Source organism: Micromonospora sp. NPDC050695, assembly GCF_040654415.1.
GTDB lineage: Bacteria > Actinomycetota > Actinomycetes > Mycobacteriales > Micromonosporaceae > Micromonospora.
In genome coordinates, this window is the sequence record NZ_JBFAHZ010000026.1 from 54,144 (window position 1) to 76,095 (window position 21,952).

A 21,952-nucleotide genomic window follows, 5' to 3' on the forward strand; every position below is an offset into this window, starting at 1 on the left:
CAACTCGCCCGGGGTGGGTGGGTTTGGCGGCGGGGCTGGTGATCCGGTTGACTGGTCCGGTGCTGAGGGTGGGATTGACCGGTGGGATCGGGTCGGGCAAGAGCGCGGTGGCCGCACGGCTCGTCGAACGGGGAGCGGTGCTCATCGACGCCGACCAGATCGCCCGGGAGGTCGTCGCACCGGGCAGTGACGGCCTGGCCGAGATCGTCGCCACCTTCTCCGAGCGGGTGCTGGACGCCGACGGCGCGTTGGACCGGGCCGCGCTGGGCGCGGTGGTGTTCGCCGATGAGGCGGCCCGCCGCCGGCTGGAGGCGATCACCCATCCTCGGGTCCGGGCCCGTACCGCCGAGCTGACGGCCGCGGCGGCACCCGACGCGATCGTCGTCAACGATGTGCCGCTGCTGGTCGAGGTCGGGCTCGCGCCCACGTACCACCTGGTGGTCGTCGTGCAGGCGGCCGTGCCGACCCGACTGGAACGGTTGGTGCGGGCCCGGGGGATGGACCGCGCGGACGCCGAGCGGCGGATCGCCGCGCAGGCCGATGACACCCGCCGCCGGGCGGCGGCGGACGTGGTGCTGACCAACGACGCGACCCTGGCGGCGCTGCACGCCGCCGTCGACGGGCTCTGGGAGCAGCGGCTGCTGCCCTACGAGCGCAACCTGCGGGCGCGGCGGGTGGTGCCGGCGACCCGGGCCGACGTGGCCGAGGCGGACCCGAGCTGGCCCGCGCAGTACGACCGGTTGGCCGCCCGGATCCGGCACGCGCTCGCCCCGGCCGAATACCGGATCGACCACATCGGCCCGACCGCGGTGCCCGGTCTCGCCGCGGATGACGTCATCGACGTGCAGGTGGCCCTCCCGCACCTCGCCGACGCCGACGGGCCGCTCACCGACCGGCTGGCGGCCGCCGGTTTTCCCCGGGTGCCGGGGCAGTGGTGGGACGATCCGCGCCCGGCCGGCAGTGGCCGCTGGGAGAAGCGGCTGCACGGCAGCGCCGACCCGGGCCGTCCGGTACGCCTGCACGTGCGGGCGGCCGACTCGCCGGGGTGGCGGTACGCGCTGCTGATGCGCGACCACCTGCGGGCCGACCCGGATCAGCGGTCCGCGTACCTGCTGCTCAAGCGGGAGCTGGTCGACGCGGCGCCGAACGCCGGCGGTTCGGGGACGGCGCGCGACCCGTGGTTCGACGAGGAGTACCTGCGCGCCGAGCAGTGGGCCGCGCAGACCGGCTGGAGGCCCTGAGGGGTCAGCGGGCGGTGGCCGGGGGGTGGGGCGCCGGGCCCAGCCGGGGCATGACGCCGGGGCTGAGGTCCACCTGGGCCCACGTGCCGGCGCCGGTGTGCAGCTCCAGCCGACGCAGTGACCCGTCCCGGTCGATCCAGTAGCGCACCTGCCCGTCGGTGGCGCGCAGCTCGATGACGTCCACGGTCCGCCTGTCGGTGACGTCCTCGCGTACCCGCAGGGCCGCGCCGCGCTGCGCGGCCGTTCCGGCCGAGATCACCGCGCCGGCCAGCACCGCCAGCTCGTCCGTGCCGGAGCGGGCGAACCGCCAGGCCCCGGCGGGCGGTGGCATGGGTGGCCGCCCCGGCGTCTCGGCCGTCCCGCCGCCGCCGGCCGCGGCCGGCACGTCGGTGCGGGCCAGGCCCGTCGCGTCGCGCCAGAGCAGGGTCCGGCGATCGGGTACGCCGAGGTCGGCGACCGCCAGGTACGCGGTGCGGGTGGTCCAGCTCAACCAGCCGGTGCCCCGCAGGTTGGTGTCGGTGCCCACCGGTGCGGTCAGGGTCAGCGTGGCGCCGCCGCCCTGGGCCCGCAGTCGGGCGGGTAACCGGTCCAGTCGGTGTCGTTCGGCGTCGGTGAGGGCACGGGGGAGCCCGGGCCGGCCGCCGAGCGCGTCCACCGGGCGCAGTGTCGGCCGGTCAGCCCGGTTGAGGGTCACCGTGACCGGGCCGACGCCGGGCAGCCGGGTGACCAGCTTGTGCAGCCGGGCGTCCTGGTCGAGCCAGTAGCGGGGTTGCCCGTCGCCCGGTGCCGCCGTGCCGGTCGGTGTCGCGGCGGGGGAGGGGGTCGCGGCGGGCAGCGGTGCCGCGAGGACGTCCACCGGGCCGGCCGCGATGGTCTCCCGGGCGATCCAGCGGCCCACCGCCGGGGCCGGGTCGGGGCGGTCCGCGGCGAGGCCGAGGAGCAGGTCGAGCACCGGTGCCAGGCCGGTGCCGGGTGTCAGGTGGTGCAGCCGCCAGCGGTCGACCGGCGGCACCAGGGGAGGCGCGGCGGGGGTGGGTACCGCCGCCGGGTCCGGCCGGATCACCAGCGCCGGGCCGACGCTCTGCAGCAGGCCCCGTCCGGCGCCCGCGCCCGGCCCGCCCACGTCCAGGTAGAGCAGCGGCCGTGACCAGTCCACCCAGCCCACCAGTTCGGTGCGCGCGGCGCCGGTGCCGGCGGTGACGCGGATCCCGGCGCGCAGGTCCCGGAGGTTGGTGACCCGCATCGCGGCCAGCCGCTCGCCCTCGCCGACGGTGAGCGGTCGGGCCGGCTCGGGCGGGTCGGGAGCCCAGCTCAACAATCCGATGACCAGCGCCGTCGCGGACGTCACCGCGGTCAGGCCGAGCAGCAGCAGCACCGTGCGCCGTCGACGGGCGGGCGGGGTCGGGCCGGCGGTGCCGTCGGGCCGGGACGCGTCCCCGGAGTCGGTGCCGGGTGCCGGGTGCGCAGAGGTGTCCACGGATGTGAAACGGGTGGCGCGCGAGGGGGTGACGAGCAGGGGCGCTCGCGGCGGCCGGTCTGCGCCTCGAGCGCGACCACACGGGTGCGCACGCCGGACATGCCGGGTGCTGCGACCCGCGGTGCCGGGGGCGGCCGGCCGTGATGACGGCCTGGCCACCGGCCCGGTCGGCCGCCGCGAGCGGCCTACGTCGAGAGCCTAACGCCGGTGACATGTGCCACACAATGGGAATATTGAAGCTGATCACGTACCCGCCGTGACGGCCGATCCTGTCGGACCTCGGGCGTACCGTTGAGGGTATGGCGCTCGACATTCCCCGGCTCGACAGCCGCTTCCAGGTCGTCAGTGAGTTCCAACCGGCCGGTGACCAACCGGCCGCCATCGACGACCTTGAGCGCAGGGTTCGGCGCGGTGACCGTAACACGGTGCTGCTCGGCGCGACCGGCACCGGCAAGAGCGCCACGACGGCGTGGTTGATCGAGCGGTTGCAGCGTCCGACCCTGGTGCTCGCACCCAACAAGACGCTCTGCGCGCAGCTGGCCAAGGAGTTCAGCGAGCTGCTGCCGCACAACGCGGTCGAATACTTCGTCTCGTACTACGACTACTACCAGCCCGAGGCGTACATTCCGCAGACCGACACCTACATCGAGAAGGACTCCTCGATCAACGAGGAGGTCGAGCGGCTGCGGCACTCGGCGACGATGTCGCTGCTCACCCGCCGCGACGTGATCGTGGTGGCGACCGTCTCGGCGATCTACGGTCTGGGCACCCCGGAGGAGTACCTGGACCGGGCGGTCAAGGTCAAGATCGGCCAGGAGCTGGACCGTGACCAGTTGCTGCGCCGGCTGGTCGACATCCAGTACACCCGCAACGACATGGCCTTCCAGCGGGGCACGTTCCGGGTCCGGGGCGACACCCTGGAGATCATTCCGGCGTACGAGGAGCTGGCGGTCCGCATCGAGCTGTTCGGTGACGAGGTGGAGAAGCTCTACTACCTCAACCCGTTGACGGGCGACGTCGTACGCGAGGTCGACCAGCTGGTGATCTTCCCGGCGACGCACTACGCGGCCGGCCCGGAGCGGATGGAGCGGGCCATCCGCGACATCGAGGCGGAGCTCGCCGAGCGGCTGGCCGAGCTGGAGCGTCAGGGCAAGCTGCTGGAGGCGCAGCGGCTGCGCATGCGCACCACCTACGACATCGAGATGATGCGCCAGGTCGGCTTCTGCTCCGGCATCGAGAACTACTCGATGCACATGGACGGGCGGCTGCCCGGCAGCCCGCCGCACTGCCTGCTCGACTACTTCCCGGACGACTTCCTCACCGTGGTCGACGAGTCGCACGTGACCATCCCGCAGATCGGCGGCATGTACGAGGGTGACGCGTCGCGCAAGCGGATGCTGATCGACCACGGTTTCCGGCTGCCCAGCGCGGCCGACAACCGGCCGCTGCGCTTCGACGAGTTCCTGGAGCGGGTCGGCCAGATGGTCTACCTCTCCGCGACGCCCGGCCCGTGGGAGCTGGAACAGGCCCAGGGCGAGTTCGTCGAGCAGGTCATCCGCCCCACCGGGTTGATCGACCCGGAGGTCGTGATCAAGCCGACCAAGGGCCAGATCGACGACCTCATGCACGAGATCAAGCTGCGCACCGAGAAGGACGAGCGGGTGCTGGTCACCACGCTGACCAAGAAGATGGCCGAGGATCTGTCGGACTATCTGCTCGAGAACGGCATCCGGGTGCGCTACCTGCACTCGGAGGTGGACACGCTGCGTCGGGTGGAGTTGTTGCGCGAGCTGCGCAAGGGCGACTACGACGTGCTGGTCGGCATCAACCTGCTCCGCGAGGGTCTGGATCTGCCCGAGGTGTCGCTGGTGGCGATCCTCGACGCCGACAAGGAAGGCTTCCTGCGCAGCGGCCGCTCGCTGATCCAGACCATCGGCCGGGCCGCCCGTAACGTCTCCGGGCAGGTGCACATGTACGCCGACAAGATCACCCCGTCGATGGCGGCGGCGATCGACGAGACCGATCGGCGTCGGGCCAAGCAGATCGCGCACAACGAGGCCAACGGCATCAGCCCGGAGCCTCTGCGCAAGAAGATCCACGACATCCTGGACGACATCTACCGCGAGGCGGAGGACACCGAGAACTCGCGGGTCGGCGGCGCGGTCCGCCAGCTGTCCCGCGGCAAGGCGCCGGTGAAGGAGACGCGCAGTCGCAGCCGTGCCGGTGCCGCCACCCCCTCACGGGAGGGGATGGCCCGTGCGGATCTCGCCCAGCTCATCCAGGAGCTCAACGATCAGATGCTGGCCGCCGCCCGCGAGCTGCAGTTCGAGCTGGCGGCCCGGATCCGCGACGAGGTGGCCGACCTGAAGAAGGAGCTGCGCGGCATGGACGCCGCCGGCGTGAAGTGACGACCAACCCGGCGGCGACGCCCCGCGTGGGCGTGGCCGGTCGGGGCGCGGGAAGGGTGGTCCGAGGTTGACAGCGGGGGCGCCGGTCGACGACGAGCTGGTCCTCGGGCTGCCCGAGGTCCGGTTGCGCCCGTTCGTGGACCGGTACATCGGCTACCGGGAACGCGCGGACGTGCCGCTGGTCCGTCGGGAGACGGCCGGCGTCTTCGTGGTGCTGATCCTGGGTTGGGGCGCCCCCCTGGACGTGACCGACCCGCGCAGCGCGGAGCGGGGCGTCCAGCGGACGGACTCGTTCGTGGCCGGCACGTTCGACGGCTGGTGCACCACCCGCACGGTGGGTGTGGGGGAGGGGGTCGAGCTGCTGCTGTCGCCGCTGACCGCCCGTCGACTCCTCGGTCTGCCGCTGGGTGAGTTGACCAACCGGGCGGTGGGCGTCGGGCACCTCCCGGGCGGCTGGCTCGACCGGCTGCGGGGCCGGCTGGCCGACGCCAACGGCTGGCCGCACCGTTTCGCGCTCCTCGACGCGGCGCTCGCCGACCGGCTGGCGGCGTCCCCACCGGTCGACGCCCGGCTCGACTGGGCCTGGCGGTGGCTCGTGGCCAGCGGCGGGCGGGGCGGTGTCGGGGCGCTCGCCTCCGAGTTGGGCTGGAGCCGACGGCACCTGGCGGCCCGGTTCCGGCAGGACGTCGGCCTGCCGCCCAAGACGGCGGCCCGCCTGCTGCGCTTCCAGCAGGCACGCGCGGCGCTCACCGGCGTCGACGTCACGGCCGGTGCGGGGCGGGCCGTCGACTGGGCGGAGGTGGCGGCCCGCTGCGGCTACTACGACCAGTCGCACCTCATCCGGGACTTCCACCAGTTCGCCGGTGCCACTCCGGCGGCACTGCTCGCCGCACGCTCCGCGGGCTGACGCGCCCGCCGGCGGGCCGGTCCCGCCGGGACGCCGGGCCGAGGTCACATTCGTCCAATCGGGAGTGGGCCGCGGGCTGGAGACTGGTCGCATGCGAACCGTCTATCCGATCCTCCGTTATCCCGATCCCCGATCCGCGATCGACTGGCTCTGCTCCGCCTTCGGCTTCCAGGTGCACGCCGTGCACGAGGCGCCCGACGGCACGGTCGCGCACGCCGAACTCGTCCTCGAGACCGGCATGGTCATGCTGGGCCCGCGGGCTGACGCCGCGCCTCGACCGGCCGACGACGACTGGTCGGTCTACGTGGCGGTGCCCGACGTCGACGCCCACTGCGCCCGGGCCCGCGCCGCCGGCGCGCAGATCACGCAGGAGCCGTACGACACCGACTACGGCTCCCGCGACTACACCGCCCGCGATCTCGCCGGCACCCTGTGGGCGTTCGGCACGTACCGGCCCTGACCGGCGCGGACGCCGGCCGGAGCGGCACGGGGCGCGCCCGGCCCGGCGACCGTCAGCCGTACCGGCAGACCGGGGTCCGCCGCAGCCGGGGCGGGTCCGGACGCGTGGCGGTGCGGAACCGTTCGGTTGCGGTGCGCGAGCAAGGTATTGCACTGGGTGATCGTCCTGCGTACTCTCCCTCGGTGGGGAGGCCGGGATGCCGCTGCCAACAAGTCCTGTCATTCGACGAGTCCGCCTGGGTGCTGAACTGCGCCAGTTGCGCCGACGTGAGGCACTGACCCTGGAACAGGTCTGCGACCGGCTGGGCTGGGCCTCGACGTCGAAGCTGTCCCGCATCGAGCTGGGTCAGAGCCGACCGGACCTCGCCGACGTGCTGGACCTGCTGGACGTCTACCAGGTGCCGTCGCCGGCCCGCGACGCGCTGATCGTGATCGCCCGGGACGCGGCCACCAGCCGTGGCTGGTGGAAGACGCTCGGCGAGATGAGCGAGCGGCAGCGGACGTACGCCGAGCTGGAGGCCGGTGCCGCCCACATCGTCGAGTACCAGCCCGCGGTCGTGCCGGGGCTGCTGCAGACGCCGGCGTACGCCCGGTTGCGGGTCGCCGCGGGCGCCCTGCTCACGCCCGAGGTCGACATCGAGGCGGACGTGCGCGCCCGGGCGCTGCGGCAGGAGGTGCTGCGTCGGACCGACCCGCCGCGCTACACGGCGGTGCTCGCCGAGGCGGCCTGCGACCCGGGTGACCTGCCGGTCGCGGTGTGGCGTGAACAGCTGCGGCACCTGGTCACCGTGACCGGGCTGGCCCACGTGACGGTGCGGCTGCTGCCGCGCGGGGCGGCCAGCAGCGGCCTGCACCCGCTCACGCCGTACTCCTGGTATGCCTTTCCCGACCCGGCGGACCCGCGGACGGTGATGCTGGAGGCGCTGACCACCGACGTCCGGTTGGCGACGGTGCTGGACGTCGACCGGTACGAGCGGATGACCGAGGCGCTGCTGGCGGCGGCGCTGTCACCGGAGGAGACGATCACCGCGCTGGCCCGCCGCGTCGGCGAGTGACCCGGCGTGGGCACGACGGCGCGTCGCGCGGCCACCGGGCCCGGCGCCCCCGAGCCCGTCGGGACCGGCGGCCGGCGCGTGCGCAGGCACGCTAACCGGGGGGTACGACAGCTCCACTCAGGCCGGTACGTCGACGAAATGCTCGACCACGGGCGGCCCCGCGAAGTGCGGGCCGATCAGGGCGCGCCACTGCGCGAACCGCTCGGTGGCCCGGAAGTTCTCCTCGTGCGCCTCGACCGAGTCCCATTCGACCAGCAGCACGAACCGGGTCGGGGACTCGATGCCCCGGGTCATCCGCACTGACCGGCAGCCGGTCGCCCCGGCGAGGACCGGGTGGCCCTGGGCGTACGCGGCGGCGAACGCGTCCTCGTGTCCGGGCAGTACGTCGATCAACGCGACCTCAAGCACCATGCCCGCAGCCTCCCACGGCACGGGGACGCCGTGGTGGCGCGGGGTCCACTCGCGGACCCCGACACACTAGCCTCCTAGGACGCGCTGGCGGGTGTGTCGCGCTGCGCTGTTCCCGCCGGGGAGGGTGTGCGGTGCCACCGGCTGCCCGGGGTGTGATCACGGCGCGTGGTGGGGAAGAATGGTCCCCGAGGAGGGGAGTATTCCCTCGCGACGGAGTCGTCAGCACGGTCGATCGCCGGAATCCCGGCGTCCCGACCCGGCGCCGTCGGTCGTCACCCGTTCGCGGGTGGCGGCGGAAGAGACCTCCGACAGTCACCAGAGTTGGCGTCAACGGCACACCGGCCTTCGCGGAGGCGTACGGTGTGCCCGACGCCGCGTGTCTGCCGGAGGAATGAACGTTGGACGTGTCCGGATTGGTGTGGGCGGGGACTCTCGTCGCACTGACTGCGGTTCTGCTCGTCGACCTGTTGATCATCGGTCGGCGTCCGCATGAGCCGAGTGTGCGGGAGTCGAGCCTCTGGGTCGCGTTCTACGTCGGCCTGGCCCTGCTCTTCGGCGCTGGCGTCTGGTTGACCTCCGGGGCCAGTTCGGCGGGGCAGTTCTACACCGGCTGGCTCACCGAGTACAGCCTCTCGGTGGACAACCTCTTCGTCTTCGTGATCATCATGGCCCGCTTCGGGGTGCCCCGGCAGTACCAGCAGAAGGTGCTGCTCGTCGGCATCGTGCTGGCCCTGGTGATGCGCGGCGGGTTCATCGCCGCCGGCGCCGCGTTGATCTCCCAGTTCTCCTGGGTCTTCTACATCTTCGGCGCGTTCCTGATCTACACGGCCGTCAACCTGGCCCGCCAGGGTGAGCCGGACGAGGACGAGTTCTCCGAGAACCTGCTGATCCGGTGGAGTCGCCGGGCGCTGCCGATCTCCAAGGGCTACGACAGCGCGAAGCTGATGACCCACGAGAACGGCCGGCGGCTGTTCACCCCGATGCTCATCGTGATGATCGCCATCGGCACCACCGACGTGATCTTCGCACTGGACTCGATCCCGGCGATCTTCGGCATCACCCAGGAGCCGTACCTGGTCTTCACCGCGAACGTGTTCGCGCTGATGGGCCTGCGGCAGCTCTACTTCCTGCTCGGCGGCCTGCTCGACCGGCTGATCTACCTGAGCTACGGCCTGGCCGTCGTGCTCGGCTTCATCGGGGTCAAGCTGGTGCTGGAGGCCCTCGCCGACAACAACCTGCCGTTCATCAACGGTGGGGAGCACGTCGGCTGGGCGCCGCACATCCCGATCTGGCTCTCGCTGCTGGTCATCCTCGGCACGTTGGGCGTCGCCACCGCCGCCAGCCTGATCAAGTCCTCCCGGGACCGCCGCCGCGAGTTGGCCGACGCCCGACGCTGATCCCGGCGCCGGCCGGGTGCCCGAAGGTGCCCGGCCGGTCAGACCCGGTGCGCGCCCACCAGGGTGGCGGTGCGATCTGCCGGCAGGGCCTCCTCGATGACCCGCCGTCGCCGGTAGCAGGCGTGCAGCATCCGCCGTTGCTCGCCGCCCGGGGTCGCGGTGACGATCCCGATGTGGTGGATCTTTCGGCCGGGGCGGGCGAAGAAGTAGAGGTCGCCGGGCCGTTCCGCGCCGAGTGGCAGCGGAGAGGTGGCGACCGCCTGGTCGTCGGCGTCGCGGGGCAGCAGGACCCCGAAGCGCCGCCACGCCAGGTGCACCAGCCCCGAACAGTCGATGCCGTACGCGGAGAGCCCACCCCAGACGTACGCCACGTTTAGCAGTCGCTGGGCCACGGCGAGCGCCTGCTCGGCGCTCGGCGGCTCGCTCGACGGTGGGGCGAGCTGGCTGTCGGGCAGCCAGAGTGGGGCGGCCTGGCCGGGAACGTGCACCGGCTGCCAGCCGTCGCGGGCCGGGCCGGCCGGGACGAGACGCGTCCCGACGACCACGCCGGGCACCACGACCGGACCGTGCGGTGCGGCGCGCAGCTCGGTGACCGTGGCGTCCACCACCAGCGGGTCGCCGGCGACGGTCGGGTCGACGGGGGTCACCTGGTCGGCGGGGAGCCAGCCCGGGTAGCCCCGTGGGTCCAGTTTGGCGGCGGGCTGCTCGACGGCGACCACCCGGGCCCAGCCGTCCGGGCGTAGTTCGGTGACGAGGACCCGTTCACCGAGTAGGAGTTGGCTCAGGACGCAGTCGCCGACCTGCTGGTCGGTGTCCATGCCGGAGATCCAGGCCGGGATGTCGGCGCCGGCGCTGAGCGCCGGGCCGTCGATCGGGCGGACCGCCTCGGGAGAGGTCCACAGGGTGGCCACCGCGACCCGGACGAGGGCCTCGCGGCCCGGTTGCAGCTGCACGTCAACCCCCAGCTCGATCGGCTGTTCCGGGAAACCCTATGAAAGAAACCAACGATCATCAACTGCGGCTCTGAACCTTAGCTTCAGTCAGGCCGGAAATGCCCAGGCCAGGCGCGTCCGGCAACACCACGGTCGCCCCCTCGTAGCGAATCCCACCCTGCACCGGTGACCAGGCCAGCCACCAGGCGGCGTCCAGGTCGGCGACGGCCGTGGTGCCGTACGCGGCGACCAGACTCGCCGCCGCGCCGATGCCGACCTGACTCTCCATCATCGACCCGACCACCGTGCCGAGGCCGTGCGCGGCGGCCAGCTCCAGCAGGGTGCGCGCCGGCTGCAGCCCGCCACACTTGGCCAGCTTGACGTTCACCATGTCGGCCGCCCGGCGACGGATCACCTCCACCAGGTCGCGCACCCCGAAGACCGCCTCGTCGGCCAGGATCGGCACGGAGACCCGGTCGCTGACCCAGGCCAACCCGTCCAGGTCCCAGCGTGCCACCGGCTGCTCGACCAGCTCCACGTCGAGCCCGGCGTCCTCGATGCCGCGGATCACCCGGACCGCCTCCCGGGGCGTCCACCCCTGGTTGGCGTCCAGCCGGATCCGGACCCCGGCGCCGACCGCCGCGCGCACGGCCCGCACCCGGTCCAGGTCACCGGCCGCGTCGGTGCCGACCTTGAGCTTGAGCACGGCGAAGCCGTCGGCCTGCCGCTGCCGCGCGGCCGCCGCCAGGTCGACCGCGTCGCCCGCCGCGAGGGTCACGTCCGTCGGCACCCGCAGCGTCGTGCCACCCAGCAGACGCACCAGGGGTACGCCCAGGCGTCGGGCCGCCAGGTCGTGCAGAGCGACGTCCAGCGCCGCCTTCGCGGCCTCGTTACCGGCCACCGCCCGCCGCACCTCCGCGCAGCGGGCCACCAGATCGTCCGGGTCACGGCCGATCAACAGCGGCCCGAGCAGCTCCCGTACGCACGCCTGGGCGCCGCCGACCGACGCGCCGGTGACCTGCCAGACCTGCGGGGCCTCGCCGAAGCCGGACCGGCCGTCGGTGTCGACCAGCTCGACGACCAGGGTTTCGACCGTGGTGGTGCGGCGCAGGGCGGTGACGAACGGAGTGTGTAAGGGGGCAGAAACCCGGTGGGTGCGTACCGCCGAGATCGTCATGTCGGGCACCCTATACGCAGGCACGCGGCGGGAGGGGACACCGGATGGCTGGGCGGGACTGGGAGATGGTGGGCGCGCCGAACGCACGTGACCTGGGTGGGCTCCCCGGCGCCGACGGTCGGCGGGTACGCGCCGGGCGGCTGATCCGTACCCCGGCACTGGGCCGGCTCACCGACGAGGACCTGCCGGTGCTCGCGAAGCTGGGGCCGGTCTGCGTGGTCGACCTGCGCGACGGCTCGGAGATCGCGGTCGCGCCGAGCGACCGGCTGGTGGGCGAGCCACGGGTGGTGCACCTGCCGGTGCACGACCCGGAGCACCCCGTCTTCACGTACGTCTCGGCGGTGCTGCTCGGCCATGACCTGGACGCGTACGCGGAGCTGGCCCGGGAGGGCACCGCCGGGGCGATGGCGGAGATCTACCGGTGGTTCGTCACCGGCGAGTCGGCGCGGGTCGGCTTCGCCGAGGCGGTGCGGCTGGCCTCCCGACCGGAGAACCTTCCGCTGGTCTACCACTGCTCCGCCGGCAAGGACCGCACCGGCTGGCTCACCGTCATCCTGCTGACCGCCCTCGGCGTCGACGAAGCCACGATCCGCACGGAGTACCTGCGCAACAACGCGCTGACCGCCAGCCTGCGCGCGGTGATCGTCGAGGCGATGCGGCGGCAGCCGGAGCTGGACGTCGAGGCCGTGCTGCCGGTGCTGGAGGTCCGCGCCGGGTACCTCGACGCCGGCTACGACGAGGTACGCCGGGTGCACGGCTCGTTCGACGGCTACCTGCGCGACGGGCTCGGGCTGACCGACGACGACCTCACGGCGTTGCGGGCGCAGCTGCTGGAGTGACCGGCGCGCCGGCGCAGGCGGCCCGACCGGTAACGATGAGCGCCTGGCCGGCCGCGTACGTCGCCATGACCAGCACCGGCGCGCCGGGCGGCTGTGCCACGCCGGCTACCCCGGCGGCGATCAGCAGGTCCGAGCCGAGGAAGAGCGCCGCGCCGAGACCGACGCGCCAGCCCTGGGTGGCGGCGGTGGTGGCCATCGCGACCAACGCGAGCGCGTAGCCGGCCACCGGCACGGCCAGCCCGGCGGCGGCCAGCCCCGCCCACATCCAGGCCAGCGCGATGACGGTCAGCGCCGCGTACCCGATGGGGACCGCGACCAGCGGCGCGCGGCGCAGCGCCGTCGCGGCGCCGCGCCGGGTGAAGGCCGTGAGGTAGCAGAGGTGGGTGCCGAGGAAGCAGGCCATGCCGGCGAGGAACCAGCCGGTGCCGTCGACCAGCAGCGCCACGTCGCCGCCGGTGGCGAAGGCCAGCCCGGCGAGCACCAGCCGGTCCGGCCGGGCGTCGCGTTCGGCGGTGGCCCTCCAGAGGTACGCGGCGAGCAGCGGCATCAGCAGCGGCTTGGTGAGCGCGAAGGTCAGGTCGCTGTCGGTGGCGTTGGCGAGCAGGTTCGCCGCGGTCACGGCGAGGAAGGCGAGCAGGATGGTGCGGCTGCGCGGCATCGACGGCTCCGGGGGTGGGGTGCGGGCAGCCTAGCCGGATCGACGGGTGTCGGGTCAGAGCCGGTGCCGGGCGGCCCAGACCTGCGCCGAGATGTGCGCGAGCAGCCGGCAGGCGTCGTCCTCGACCTCGTCGTCGCCGCCGGCCAGGTCGGTGGTGGTGCAGACGGCGATCAGGTACGGCGGGGCGTCGTCGGGCAGCACCACGCCGGCGCCGTGCCGGACTCCCCGCACCCACCCGTTCTTGTGGGCGATGCGGGTGCCGTCGGGCAGGCCGGCGGCCAGGTCCTCGCGGTGCTCCTGAGCGAGCAGCACGTCCAGCATGGCCGCGCAGGCGGCCGGCGACGCGAGCCGGCCGGGGGTGGCGGCCCCGGTGGCCAGCGCGCCGAGCAGGGCGGCCAGGTCGGCCGCGGTCACCGTGTTGGTGATGCCGGCCTCGCGGGCGGCGAAGTCCTCGATGCCCCGACCGGTGACGCTGTTGCGGGCACCGGCCACCGCCCACACCTCGGCCAGCGCCGGCAGCCCGACGTGCCCGATGAGCAGGTTGGTGGCCAGGTTGCTGGACCGGACGATCATCCGGTCGGCGAGCCAGCGCAGCGGCGCCGTCCCACCGACCCGGTCCCAGACCGCGTCGTCGTTGTCGTAGTCGCGGGCGCAGGAGAAGCGGGGCGCGCCGGGCTGGGCCGAGTCGAACTCGTTGACCACGGGGACGTGCGCGTCCAGCTCCAGCGCCGCGGACTCGGCGGCGCGGTGCAGGGCGGCGAGCACCGCCACCTTCATGGTGCTGGCGGCGTAGTGGGTGGCGTCGGCGTGCCGGGTCCATGTCGGCGGGGCGTCGAGCCGGCCCACGTACGCCGAGACGGTGCCGGGCACCCGGTCCAGGTGGGCGTCGAGATCATCCCAGGTCATGCCGGTGACCGTAGCCGATCACCGATGGGTTGTCCCCGGCGTACCCCTCTGCCCGGAAGCGGACGGGCGCGCCGGCCGCAAGCGGCCGACGCGCCCGGTCGTCGGGAGCTGGTGGGCTCAGCCGGCGTGCTTGCGGCGGGCGGCGGCCCGGCCCCGCTGCTGCTGGTCGAGCACCACCTTGCGGATGCGCACCGCGGTCGGGGTGACCTCGACGCACTCGTCCTCGCGGCAGAACTCCAGAGCCTGCTCCAGCGAGAGCTTGCGCGGCGGGATCAGCTTCTCGGTCTCGTCGGAGGTCGACGCCCGCATGTTGGTGAGCTTCTTCTCCTTGGTGATGTTGACGTCCATGTCGTCGGAGCGGGAGTTCTCCCCGACGATCATGCCCTCGTACACCTCGGTGGTCGGGTCGACGAAGAGCTGACCACGCTCCTGCAGGTTGATCATCGCGAAGGCGGTGACCGCGCCGGAGCGGTCGGCCACCAGCGAGCCGTTGTTACGGGTCCGCAGCTCGCCGAACCACGGCTCGTAGGACTCGAAGACGTGGTGCAGGATGCCGGTGCCGCGGGTGTCGGTGAGGAACTCGGTGCGGAAACCGATCAGGCCACGAGCCGGGACCAGCCACTCCATCCGGATCCAGCCGGTGCCGTGGTTGACCAGCTGCTCCATGCGGCCCTTGCGGGTCGCCAGGAGCTGGGTGATCGCGCCCAGGTATTCCTCCGGGGCGTCGATGGTCAGGCGCTCGACCGGCTCGCAGGTCTTGCCGTCGATCTCCTTGGTGACCACCTGCGGCTTGCCGACGGTCAGCTCGTAGCTCTCCCGGCGCATCTGCTCGACCAGGATGGCCAGCGCCAGCTCGCCGCGGCCCTGCACCTCCCAGGCGTCCGGCCGCTCGGTGGGCAGCACCCGCAGCGACACGTTGCCGATCAGCTCCTTGTCGAGCCGGTCCTTGACCATCCGCGCGGTGACCTTGGAACCCTTGACCCGGCCGACCAGCGGCGAGGTGTTGGTGCCGATGGTCATCGAGATGGCCGGCTCGTCGACGGTGATCAGCGGCAGCGCCACCGGGTTCTCCACGTCGGCCAGGGTCTCGCCGATCATGATCTCGGGGATGCCGGCGACGGCGATGATGTCGCCCGGCCCGGCCGACTCGGCCGGCTTGCGCTCCAGGCCCTCGGTCATCAGCATCTCGGAGATGCGGACCCGCTGGGTGCTGCCGTCGGTGCGGCACCAGGCCACCGTCTGGCCCTTGCTGATGGTGCCCTGACGGACCCGGCACAGCGCCAGCCGGCCGAGGAACGGCGAGGCGTCGAGGTTGGTGACGTGGGCCTGCAGCGGCGCCCCGTCCTCGTACGCGGGCGCCGGGATGGTGTCCAGCAGGGTGCGGAACAGCGGCTCCAGCGAGGTGCTGTCGTCGGGAACCGAGCCGTCGGCGGGCTGGGTCAGCGAGGCGATGCCGTCGCGGGCGCACGCGTAGACGATCGGGAAGTCGATCTGCTCCTCGTCGGCGTCCAGGTCGAGGAAGAGCTCGTAGGTGTCGTCCACGACCTCCTTGATCCGGGCGTCCGGGCGGTCCACCTTGTTGATCACCAGGATGATCGGCATCCGGGCCCGCAGCGCCTTGCGCAGCACGAAGCGGGTCTGCGGCAGGGGGCCCTCGCTCGCGTCGACCAGCAGCACCACGCCGTCGACCATGGTCAGGCCGCGCTCCACCTCGCCACCGAAGTCGGCGTGGCCGGGGGTGTCGATGATGTTGATGGTGACCGGGTCGGAGCCGTCCGCCGGCAGGTAGTGCACGCCGGTGTTCTTGGCGAGGATGGTGATGCCCTTCTCCCGCTCCAGGTCGCCGGAGTCCATCACCCGCTCGGTGTTCTCACCTCGCGCGCCGTACGCGCCGGCCTGCCGCAACATGGCGTCGACCAAGGTGGTCTTGCCGTGGTCGACGTGAGCGATGATGGCGACGTTGCGGAGGTCGGTGCGAAGCTGCATACCCTCTATCCTTCCGCCTGCGCTCGCGCAGGCTGCGTCGGGGTCACCCCCAGGTGCCCCTGATCTATGGTGAAACCGCTGTGCCGGTCGTTCCCCCGGCTGGCATGCTGGCTCCCGTGTCCCGGGGGCCTGAGTGCACGACCTGCTGACCACGGTGCAGGGTCTGCCCACTCTGTGGATTTACCTGGTCGCCGCGCTGATCGTGGCGGGCGAGACCGCGGTGATCTTCGGCCTGCTGGTGCCGGGTGAGGCTACCCTGCTGCTCGTCGGCTTCCTCACCTACAACGGTACCTTGCGCTTGGGCCCGGCGTTGTTCGCGATGATCGTCGCGGCCGTCCTCGGTGACGGGCTGGCGTTCCGCGCCGGCCGACGGTACGGCCCGAAGCTGCGCGCCGGGCTGGGTCACCGGGTCGGGCCCGAGCGGTGGGGCCGGGCCGACGCCCTGCTCGCCCGCCTGGGCGGACGGGGTGTGTTCGCCGCCCGCTGGGTGGCCTTCGCCCGCACCCTGGTGCCCCGACTGGCCGGGGCGGCCGGCATGCCGTACCGGCGGTTCGCGCCGTGGAACCTCGCCGGCGTCGTCACCTGGGTGGGCGGCTCGGTGCTGCTCGGTCACCTCGCCGGTGAGTCGTACGACACGGTCTCCGCGTACCTCGGTCGCGCCACCGGTGCGGCGCTGGTGCTGCTGGCCGGCCTGCTCGGGGTGGTGCTCGCCGGCCGGTGGCTGGGCCGCAACCCCGATCCGGCACGCGCGCTGCTCTCCCGCGCCGGCGCGCTGCCGCCGATCCGCTGGCTCAGCGCCCGCTACGGGCTGCTGTTCTTCCTGGTGGCCATGCGGGTCGGGCCGGCCTGGACGTTGCTGCTCAACCTGGCCGCGGGGCTGGTGCTGCTGTTCGCCGCCGGGTTCGCCATCGCCGGCCTGCTCGCCGTGTCGGTGCGCAACAGCGGGCTGGCGGCGTTGGACGGGGCGGTCGAGGGCTGGTTCGCGGCCCGGCGGACCCCGGGCGCCGCCGACGCCACCATGATCGTGGTGTCCCTGGTGCGCGGGTGGGTGTTGATCGTGCTGGTGGCCCTGGTGGCGGCGGTGCTGGCGTGGCGGAAACGGCCGTGGCGGGCGGACCTGCTCAGCGTGGTCGGCACCGTCGGCGCGTTCGTGCCGCTGCTGGTGCTGGCCGTGGTGGCGGAGTGGACCGGGTCGCCGGCGGCCGGCCCAGACGGCGGTGAGTCGGTCCCCTTCCCGACCCAGAACGCGGTGGTCGCGGCGAGCTTCTGCACTCTGGCCTGGCTGGTGTCGCGCAGCGCCCGCTGGCCGGTGGCGGTGGCCGCCTGGACGACCGCCGCCGCGGCGGTGGTGGGCATCGGCGGCGCGCGGCTCTACCTCGGCCTGGACACGGCGAGCGGGACCGCGGCGGCGGTACTGCTCGGGGTGCTGTGGACGGTGGTGTTCATCGTCGCGTGGGCCACCCGGGACCGGGCGGTGGGGGATCGGGACCAGCTCGTGGAGCCGGTCCGGTCGCCGCCGCAGGGGCCTCGCCGACCGGTCGAGCCTTGTTAGGGTGCGGCGACGGTCACACCGACGTCGGCGGGGCCGTGGCTGCGGTGCCCCGGCCCCGCCGCGTGGTTGGTGGGTCGGTCAGTCTCGAGCGGCGACCGGCTCCGGGTCGGCCGGGACGGCGTCCCTGCTGACCCGGCCGGGCCACCAGAAGCGCTCGCCCAGCACGAACGCCAGCGCCGGCACCAGGACGGTGCGTACCAGCAGCGTGTCGAGCAGGACGCCGATGCAGACGATGACGCCGATCTGGGTCAGCGTGATCAGCGGTAGGACGCCGAGCACGGCGAAGACCGCGGCGAGCAGCACGCCGGCGCTGGTGATCACGCCGCCGGTGACCCGCAGCGCGGAGAGCATCCCGCCGCGGGTGCCGGCCACGCGGGCGTCCTCCCGGGCGCGGGTGACCAGGAAGATGTTGTAGTCCACCCCGAGCGCCACCAGGAACACGAAGGCGAGCAGCAGGACGCCGCTGTCCAGGGCCGGGAAGCCCAGCACGTGGTCGAAGAGCAGCCACGCCGCGCCGAGGCTCGCGAAGAACGACGCGATCACGGTGAGCACCAGCAGCACCGGCGCGACCAGGCCGCGCAGCAGCAGGACGAGCACGGCGCCGACCAGCAGCAGGATGATCGGAAGGATCAGCCGCAGGTCGGAGTCGTTGGCCTTCTCCGAGTCGTAGGTGGCGGCGACCGTGCCGCCGACGATCGCCCCGGTTGGCGCGGCGGCGCCGTCGACAGCGGGGGGTGCGGAGCCGGGCACGGCGGCGACCGCGTCGCGCAACGCCTCGATGGTGCGGTCGGACGCGGTGGTGCCGGGCTCGGCGGCGAGCACCACATCGACCTGGGCGACGCCCTGCCCGGCGTCACCGGGGCGGGCCGAGGCGACCCCGGGTACGCCCGCGGCGACGTCGGTGACCGCGCGGACCGCCGCCGGGGTGGTGAGCACGGCGACCGGTTGGGTGGTGCCGGCGGGGAACGCGCGGGCCAGGGTCTGCGCGCCGGTGACCGCCTCGGGCTGGGCCCGGAACTGCTCGGTCTCGGACAGGCCGGTGCGGATGCCGAGGCCCCCCAGCGCCAGGCCGGCGAGCAGCAGCGTCGCCAGCAGCGCGACCGGTACCGGACGGCGTTCCACGGCGGCGCCGAGCCGGCCCCAGAGCCGACCCTCGCGCGCCGCGCCACCGACCCGGGGGACGAACGGCCAGAACAGGCCGCGACCGAAGAGCACCAGCACGGCCGGGAGCACGAACAGCGCCGACGCCATCGCGAAGACGACCCCGGTGGCGCAGGCCACGGCCAGTGCCCGGTTCGTCTCCTGCTCACTGAGCAGCAGGGTGAGCACGCCGAGCACCACGGTGCCGCCGCTGGCGAGGATGGGCTCGGCGGTACGGCGCAGCGCGGCGCGCATCGCCGCGAACCGGTCCTCGGCGCGGCGCAACTCCTCCCGGTAGCGGGCGATGAGCAGCAGGGCGTAGTCGGTGGCGGCGCCGAAGACCAGCACGCTGGCGATGCCGGTGACCTGACCCTGCTGGAGGTTGATCCCGACGGCCGGCACGATCGTGTCCACCGCGCGCAGGGTGAGCTGCTCGGTCGCCGCGACGACGACCAGCGGCACGATCCACAGGAACGGGCTGCGGTAGGTGATCAGCAGCAGCAGGGCGACCACGGCGGCGGTCACCATGAGCAGGGTGACGTCGGCGCCCTCGAAGACCGAGGAGAGATCGGCGGTGAAGGCGGGGGCGCCGGTCACCTCGACGGTGAGACCGTCGGGCAGCTCCGTCAGCGCGTCCCGCAGCTCGGTGACGGTGGCGGTGACCTCGGCCTGGCCCCCGGCGGTGCTCAGCGGCACGGCGACGAGCGCCACCGTGCCGTCCGGGGAGAGTTGGGCGGGGCTGACCTGCCCGCCCGCCGCGAAGCGGGCGAGGTCGCCGGCGCGGTCGCCGACGGCGGACCGGTCGGCCTCGCTGAGCGCACCCCCGTCGTCGCGGCTGACCACCACGATGGCCGGCTGTACCTCGCTGGAGGGGAGCTGGTCCTGCAGCCGCTGCACCTGGGTCGACTCCCAGCTCACCGACAGGCCGGTGGCGGAGACCGGTGCCGGGTTGTCCGGCCGGGGCAGGCCGAGAACGGCCGCGCTGACGACGACCGCGGCGGCCACGGTGAGCCAGGCGGCGAACCGGCCGCGAGCGACTCTGGTGAAGACAGACATCGGGTTGACCTCAAAGTCCTTCGAGAGTCGAGTATCTTGATAGGCGAGATTATCGACGGCTGTTCTATGCTGCAACCCGGGAAACCGACGACGGGAAGCGGCGCGAGGTGGCGACTCACGGCATGTACCGGCGGCGCGACACGCGCCGCGAGCAGCTGGTCGCCGAGATCACCAACAACCTCCGGCGGTACGCGGTGGACGCCCAGCAGGTCGGCCACGCCTTCGCCAACCTGCACGGCCTCAACCCGACCGACCTGCGGGCCCTGATCGCCGTGATGGACGCCGAACTGCTCGGCGACCCGATCACCCCCGGCCGCCTCGGTGAGCAGCTCAACCTCTCCTCCGGCTCGGTCACCGCCCTGATCGACCGGCTGGAGCGGGCCGGGCACATCCGCCGGGACCGGGACACCGTCGACCGGCGCAAGGTGCTGCTGCACTACGCCGACCAGGGCGCCACGCTCGCCATGGAGTTCTTCCAGCCGCTGGGCGCCCGTACCGACACGGTGATGGACCGGTTCGACGAGGACGAGCTGGAGGTGGTGCACCGGTTCATGGCGGCGATGAGCGAGTCGATCCGCGCGCACCGCGACTCGGTGCGCGCCGCCCGACCCGAGCCGCCCCGCCGCCCGACGGGCTGACCGTGTCGCGTCGTCTCGTCGCCCGCCTGGCCGGTGCCGCGCTGCGGCTGCCGCCGACCCGCACCGGACCGGTGCGGGTCACCCGGGACATTCCGGTACGCGCCCGCGACGGCGTGGTGCTGCGCACCGACCACTACGCCCCGGCCGCCCCCGACGCGCCCACCGTGCTGATCCGCACCCCGTACGGACGGGGTGGGCCGTTGCGGCTGCTCGGGCGGCTGCTCGCCGTACGCGGCAAGCACGCGGTGATCCAGTCCTGCCGGGGCACCGGCGGATCCGGTGGGACCTTCGCCCCGCTGGTGCACGAGCGCGACGACGGGTTGGACACCCTCGACTGGCTGCGCCGCCAACCCTGGTGGGCCGGCGCGCTCGGCATGTTCGGCGTCAGCTACCAGGGCTTCGCGCAGTGGGCGCTGGCCGCCGACGCCGGCGACGACCTGCGCGCGATGGTCGCGGTGGTGACCGCCTCGGCCACCCGGGACTCGACGTACGCGGGGGAGTCGTTCGCCCTGGACACGGTGCTGACCTGGGCGGAGCTGCTGCACGCGCAGACGGTGCCGTGGCTGGCCCGGCAGTGGGAACTCAAGCGTGGGCAGCCCCGGCTGGCCGCCGCGCTGGAACACCTGCCGCTGGCCGACGCCGACCGGGTGGCCACCGGCGTGCGGATCCCCTTCTTCCAGGAGTGGCTGCGCCACCACACCCCGGACGCCCCGTACTGGCGGACACGGGTCTTCGCCGACCGCGTCGCCCGGGTACGGGCGCCGGTGCTCATGGTCACCGGCTGGCACGACATCTTCCTGCCCGCCCAGCTCGACGACCACGCCACGCTGCGCGCCGCCGGCGCCCGAGGGCGTCTCGTGATCGGTCCGTGGACGCACGGCAGCCCCGGCCTGTTCGCCGCCTCCCTGCGCGAGGGGCTGGCCTGGCTCGACGCGCACCTGACCCCGGCGGGCCGGGCTCCGGGCGGGTCGGCGCCGGTCCGGCTGCACGTGGGAGGCCGGGGCGGCGGCTGGCGCGACCTGCCGGACTGGCCGCCGCCCGCGGTCGACACCGCGTGGCACCTGCACCCGGGCGGCGAGCTGGCGGCGCGTCCGCCGGTCGGGTCGACGCCGGACGGGTTCCGCTACGACCCGGCCGATCCGACCCCGTCGGTGGGTGGGCCGCTGCTCGTCGCGCAGCGGGCCGGCACGGTGGACAACGGAACTGTCGAGGCCCGCCCCGACGTGCTGACCTACACCAGCGCCCCGCTGGCCCGGCCGCTGGAAGTGATCGGCCCGGTGCGCGCCGAGATCCACGTCCGCGGTGAGCTGCCGTACCTCGATGTCTTCGTGCGACTGTGCGACGTGGACCGTCGGAGCCGGTCCTGGAACGTGTGCGACGGGCTGGTCCGGGTCACCCCCGACCGGTTCCCGGGCGACGCGTCCGGCGCGCTGCGGGTTCCGGTGCCGCTCTGGCCGACCGCGTACCGGTTCGCCGCCGGGCACCGGTTGCGGTTGCAGGTCTCCGGAGGCGCCCATCCGCGCTGGGCGCGCAACCCGGGCAGCGGCGAATCCCTTGGTACGGCAGTGACGCTGTGTGCCGGATGGCGAGAGGTTCTGCACGACCCGGAGCACCCCTCCGCGCTGATGCTGCCGATCATCCACAGTGGTTCCGCACAATCTACAAGCCGCTGAGCTGGGCATTCATCGAAATTGCGGGCTATGGTTGTGCTAA

18 protein-coding genes are annotated in these 21,952 nt (G+C 73.4%); 10 read left to right on the top strand and 8 right to left on the bottom strand.

Annotation, left to right across the window (positions count from 1 at the left end; translation table 11 throughout):
• Nucleotides 1–59 precede the first annotated feature (59 nt).
• Nucleotides 60–1,241 carry a dephospho-CoA kinase gene (gene coaE / locus AB0H52_RS20145; RefSeq protein WP_151489448.1) on the top strand — a complete coding sequence of 394 codons (1,182 nt, stop codon included), beginning with the start codon at nucleotides 60–62 and terminating at the stop codon, nucleotides 1,239–1,241.
• 4 nt (nucleotides 1,242–1,245) lie between these two features.
• On the opposite strand, the gene AB0H52_RS20150 is transcribed toward coaE, so the two are convergent.
• Nucleotides 1,246–2,718: a hypothetical protein gene (locus tag AB0H52_RS20150; RefSeq protein WP_357949195.1), complete on the bottom strand. Its 1,473-nt coding sequence runs from the start codon at nucleotides 2,716–2,718 to the stop codon at nucleotides 1,246–1,248.
• Between the two features lie 299 nt (nucleotides 2,719–3,017).
• On the opposite strand from AB0H52_RS20150, the gene uvrB reads away from it, so the two are divergent.
• The 4 genes from uvrB (at nucleotide 3,018) to AB0H52_RS20170 (ending at nucleotide 7,547) form a co-directional block, all read left to right on the top strand.
• The gene (uvrB, locus tag AB0H52_RS20155) at nucleotides 3,018–5,126 is read left to right on the top strand and encodes an excinuclease ABC subunit UvrB (protein WP_151489450.1); all 2,109 of its coding nucleotides are present in this window, start codon (nucleotides 3,018–3,020) and stop codon (nucleotides 5,124–5,126) included.
• A gap of 67 nt (nucleotides 5,127–5,193) precedes the next feature.
• On the top strand, nucleotides 5,194–6,033 hold the full coding sequence (locus tag AB0H52_RS20160) for a helix-turn-helix domain-containing protein (RefSeq protein WP_151489451.1): 840 nt from the start codon (nucleotides 5,194–5,196) through the stop codon (nucleotides 6,031–6,033).
• Between the two features lie 91 nt (nucleotides 6,034–6,124).
• Nucleotides 6,125–6,493: a VOC family protein gene (locus AB0H52_RS20165; RefSeq protein WP_151489452.1), complete on the top strand. Its 369-nt coding sequence runs from the start codon at nucleotides 6,125–6,127 to the stop codon at nucleotides 6,491–6,493.
• Nucleotides 6,494–6,689: 196 nt separating this feature from the next.
• Nucleotides 6,690–7,547, top strand: a complete 858-nt coding sequence (locus AB0H52_RS20170; RefSeq protein WP_151489453.1) for a helix-turn-helix transcriptional regulator — start codon at nucleotides 6,690–6,692, stop codon at nucleotides 7,545–7,547.
• A gap of 117 nt (nucleotides 7,548–7,664) precedes the next feature.
• On the opposite strand, the gene AB0H52_RS20175 is transcribed toward AB0H52_RS20170, so the two are convergent.
• Entirely contained in the window at nucleotides 7,665–7,958 is a 294-nt protein-coding gene (locus AB0H52_RS20175; protein WP_151489454.1) for an antibiotic biosynthesis monooxygenase, read from the bottom strand.
• Between the two features lie 398 nt (nucleotides 7,959–8,356).
• Here AB0H52_RS20175 and AB0H52_RS20180 point away from each other — a divergent pair, with 398 nt between their 5' ends.
• Nucleotides 8,357–9,355, top strand: coding sequence for a TerC family protein (locus AB0H52_RS20180; RefSeq protein ID WP_151489455.1), 999 nt, complete (start codon nucleotides 8,357–8,359; stop codon nucleotides 9,353–9,355).
• A 38-nt stretch (nucleotides 9,356–9,393) separates the two neighbouring features.
• Here AB0H52_RS20180 and AB0H52_RS20185 read toward each other — a convergent pair whose 3' ends face one another.
• Together AB0H52_RS20185 and AB0H52_RS20190 are read right to left on the bottom strand one after the other, a co-directional pair.
• Nucleotides 9,394–10,308 (bottom strand): NlpC/P60 family protein, encoded by a 915-nt coding sequence (locus tag AB0H52_RS20185; RefSeq protein ID WP_357949200.1) that lies wholly within the window; start codon nucleotides 10,306–10,308, stop codon nucleotides 9,394–9,396.
• 58 nt (nucleotides 10,309–10,366) lie between these two features.
• Nucleotides 10,367–11,464: a dipeptide epimerase gene (locus AB0H52_RS20190; protein WP_151489457.1), complete on the bottom strand. Its 1,098-nt coding sequence runs from the start codon at nucleotides 11,462–11,464 to the stop codon at nucleotides 10,367–10,369.
• Between the two features lie 44 nt (nucleotides 11,465–11,508).
• Between AB0H52_RS20190 and AB0H52_RS20195 the strand changes: the two genes are divergently transcribed.
• Nucleotides 11,509–12,303: a tyrosine-protein phosphatase gene (locus AB0H52_RS20195; RefSeq protein ID WP_357949204.1), complete on the top strand. Its 795-nt coding sequence runs from the start codon at nucleotides 11,509–11,511 to the stop codon at nucleotides 12,301–12,303.
• On the opposite strand, the gene AB0H52_RS20200 is transcribed toward AB0H52_RS20195, so the two are convergent.
• From AB0H52_RS20200 to typA, 3 genes are all read right to left on the bottom strand, one after another.
• Complete coding sequence (locus AB0H52_RS20200; protein ID WP_151489459.1) at nucleotides 12,272–12,961, bottom strand: lysoplasmalogenase; 690 nt, start codon at nucleotides 12,959–12,961, stop codon at nucleotides 12,272–12,274. The two genes, AB0H52_RS20195 and AB0H52_RS20200, sit on opposite strands and share 32 nt — an antisense overlap.
• Before the next feature lie 54 nt (nucleotides 12,962–13,015).
• Nucleotides 13,016–13,867, bottom strand: coding sequence for a serine hydrolase (locus AB0H52_RS20205; RefSeq protein WP_151489460.1), 852 nt, complete (start codon nucleotides 13,865–13,867; stop codon nucleotides 13,016–13,018).
• A 117-nt stretch (nucleotides 13,868–13,984) separates the two neighbouring features.
• Nucleotides 13,985–15,853 (bottom strand): translational GTPase TypA, encoded by a 1,869-nt coding sequence (gene typA / locus AB0H52_RS20210; protein ID WP_151489461.1) that lies wholly within the window; start codon nucleotides 15,851–15,853, stop codon nucleotides 13,985–13,987.
• A gap of 133 nt (nucleotides 15,854–15,986) precedes the next feature.
• On the opposite strand from typA, the gene AB0H52_RS20215 reads away from it, so the two are divergent.
• Complete coding sequence (locus AB0H52_RS20215; protein ID WP_151489462.1) at nucleotides 15,987–17,405, top strand: DedA family protein; 1,419 nt, start codon at nucleotides 15,987–15,989, stop codon at nucleotides 17,403–17,405.
• A gap of 78 nt (nucleotides 17,406–17,483) precedes the next feature.
• On the opposite strand, the gene AB0H52_RS20220 is transcribed toward AB0H52_RS20215, so the two are convergent.
• Entirely contained in the window at nucleotides 17,484–19,601 is a 2,118-nt protein-coding gene (locus AB0H52_RS20220; RefSeq protein ID WP_357949208.1) for an efflux RND transporter permease subunit, read from the bottom strand.
• Between the two features lie 122 nt (nucleotides 19,602–19,723).
• Here AB0H52_RS20220 and AB0H52_RS20225 point away from each other — a divergent pair, with 122 nt between their 5' ends.
• Both AB0H52_RS20225 and AB0H52_RS20230 read left to right on the top strand, forming a co-directional pair.
• Nucleotides 19,724–20,239: a MarR family transcriptional regulator gene (locus AB0H52_RS20225; RefSeq protein ID WP_151489474.1), complete on the top strand. Its 516-nt coding sequence runs from the start codon at nucleotides 19,724–19,726 to the stop codon at nucleotides 20,237–20,239.
• A 2-nt stretch (nucleotides 20,240–20,241) separates the two neighbouring features.
• Nucleotides 20,242–21,912, top strand: coding sequence for a CocE/NonD family hydrolase (locus tag AB0H52_RS20230; protein WP_357949210.1), 1,671 nt, complete (start codon nucleotides 20,242–20,244; stop codon nucleotides 21,910–21,912).
• Nucleotides 21,913–21,952 lie beyond the last annotated feature (40 nt).

Coding starts and splice junctions, on each gene's coding strand:
- uvrB (WP_151489450.1), top strand. CDS start 3,018: ATGGCGCTCGACATTCCCCGGCTCGACAGCCGCTTCCAGGTCGTCAGT.
- AB0H52_RS20165 (WP_151489452.1), top strand. CDS start 6,125: ATGCGAACCGTCTATCCGATCCTCCGTTATCCCGATCCCCGATCCGCG.
- AB0H52_RS20170 (WP_151489453.1), top strand. CDS start 6,690: ATGCCGCTGCCAACAAGTCCTGTCATTCGACGAGTCCGCCTGGGTGCT.
- AB0H52_RS20175 (WP_151489454.1), bottom strand. CDS start 7,958: ATGGTGCTTGAGGTCGCGTTGATCGACGTACTGCCCGGACACGAGGAC.
- AB0H52_RS20190 (WP_151489457.1), bottom strand. CDS start 11,464: ATGACGATCTCGGCGGTACGCACCCACCGGGTTTCTGCCCCCTTACAC.
- AB0H52_RS20195 (WP_357949204.1), top strand. CDS start 11,509: ATGGCTGGGCGGGACTGGGAGATGGTGGGCGCGCCGAACGCACGTGAC.
- AB0H52_RS20200 (WP_151489459.1), bottom strand. CDS start 12,961: ATGCCGCGCAGCCGCACCATCCTGCTCGCCTTCCTCGCCGTGACCGCG.
- AB0H52_RS20205 (WP_151489460.1), bottom strand. CDS start 13,867: ATGACCTGGGATGATCTCGACGCCCACCTGGACCGGGTGCCCGGCACC.
- typA (WP_151489461.1), bottom strand. CDS start 15,853: ATGCAGCTTCGCACCGACCTCCGCAACGTCGCCATCATCGCTCACGTC.
- AB0H52_RS20220 (WP_357949208.1), bottom strand. CDS start 19,601: ATGTCTGTCTTCACCAGAGTCGCTCGCGGCCGGTTCGCCGCCTGGCTC.
- AB0H52_RS20225 (WP_151489474.1), top strand. CDS start 19,724: ATGTACCGGCGGCGCGACACGCGCCGCGAGCAGCTGGTCGCCGAGATC.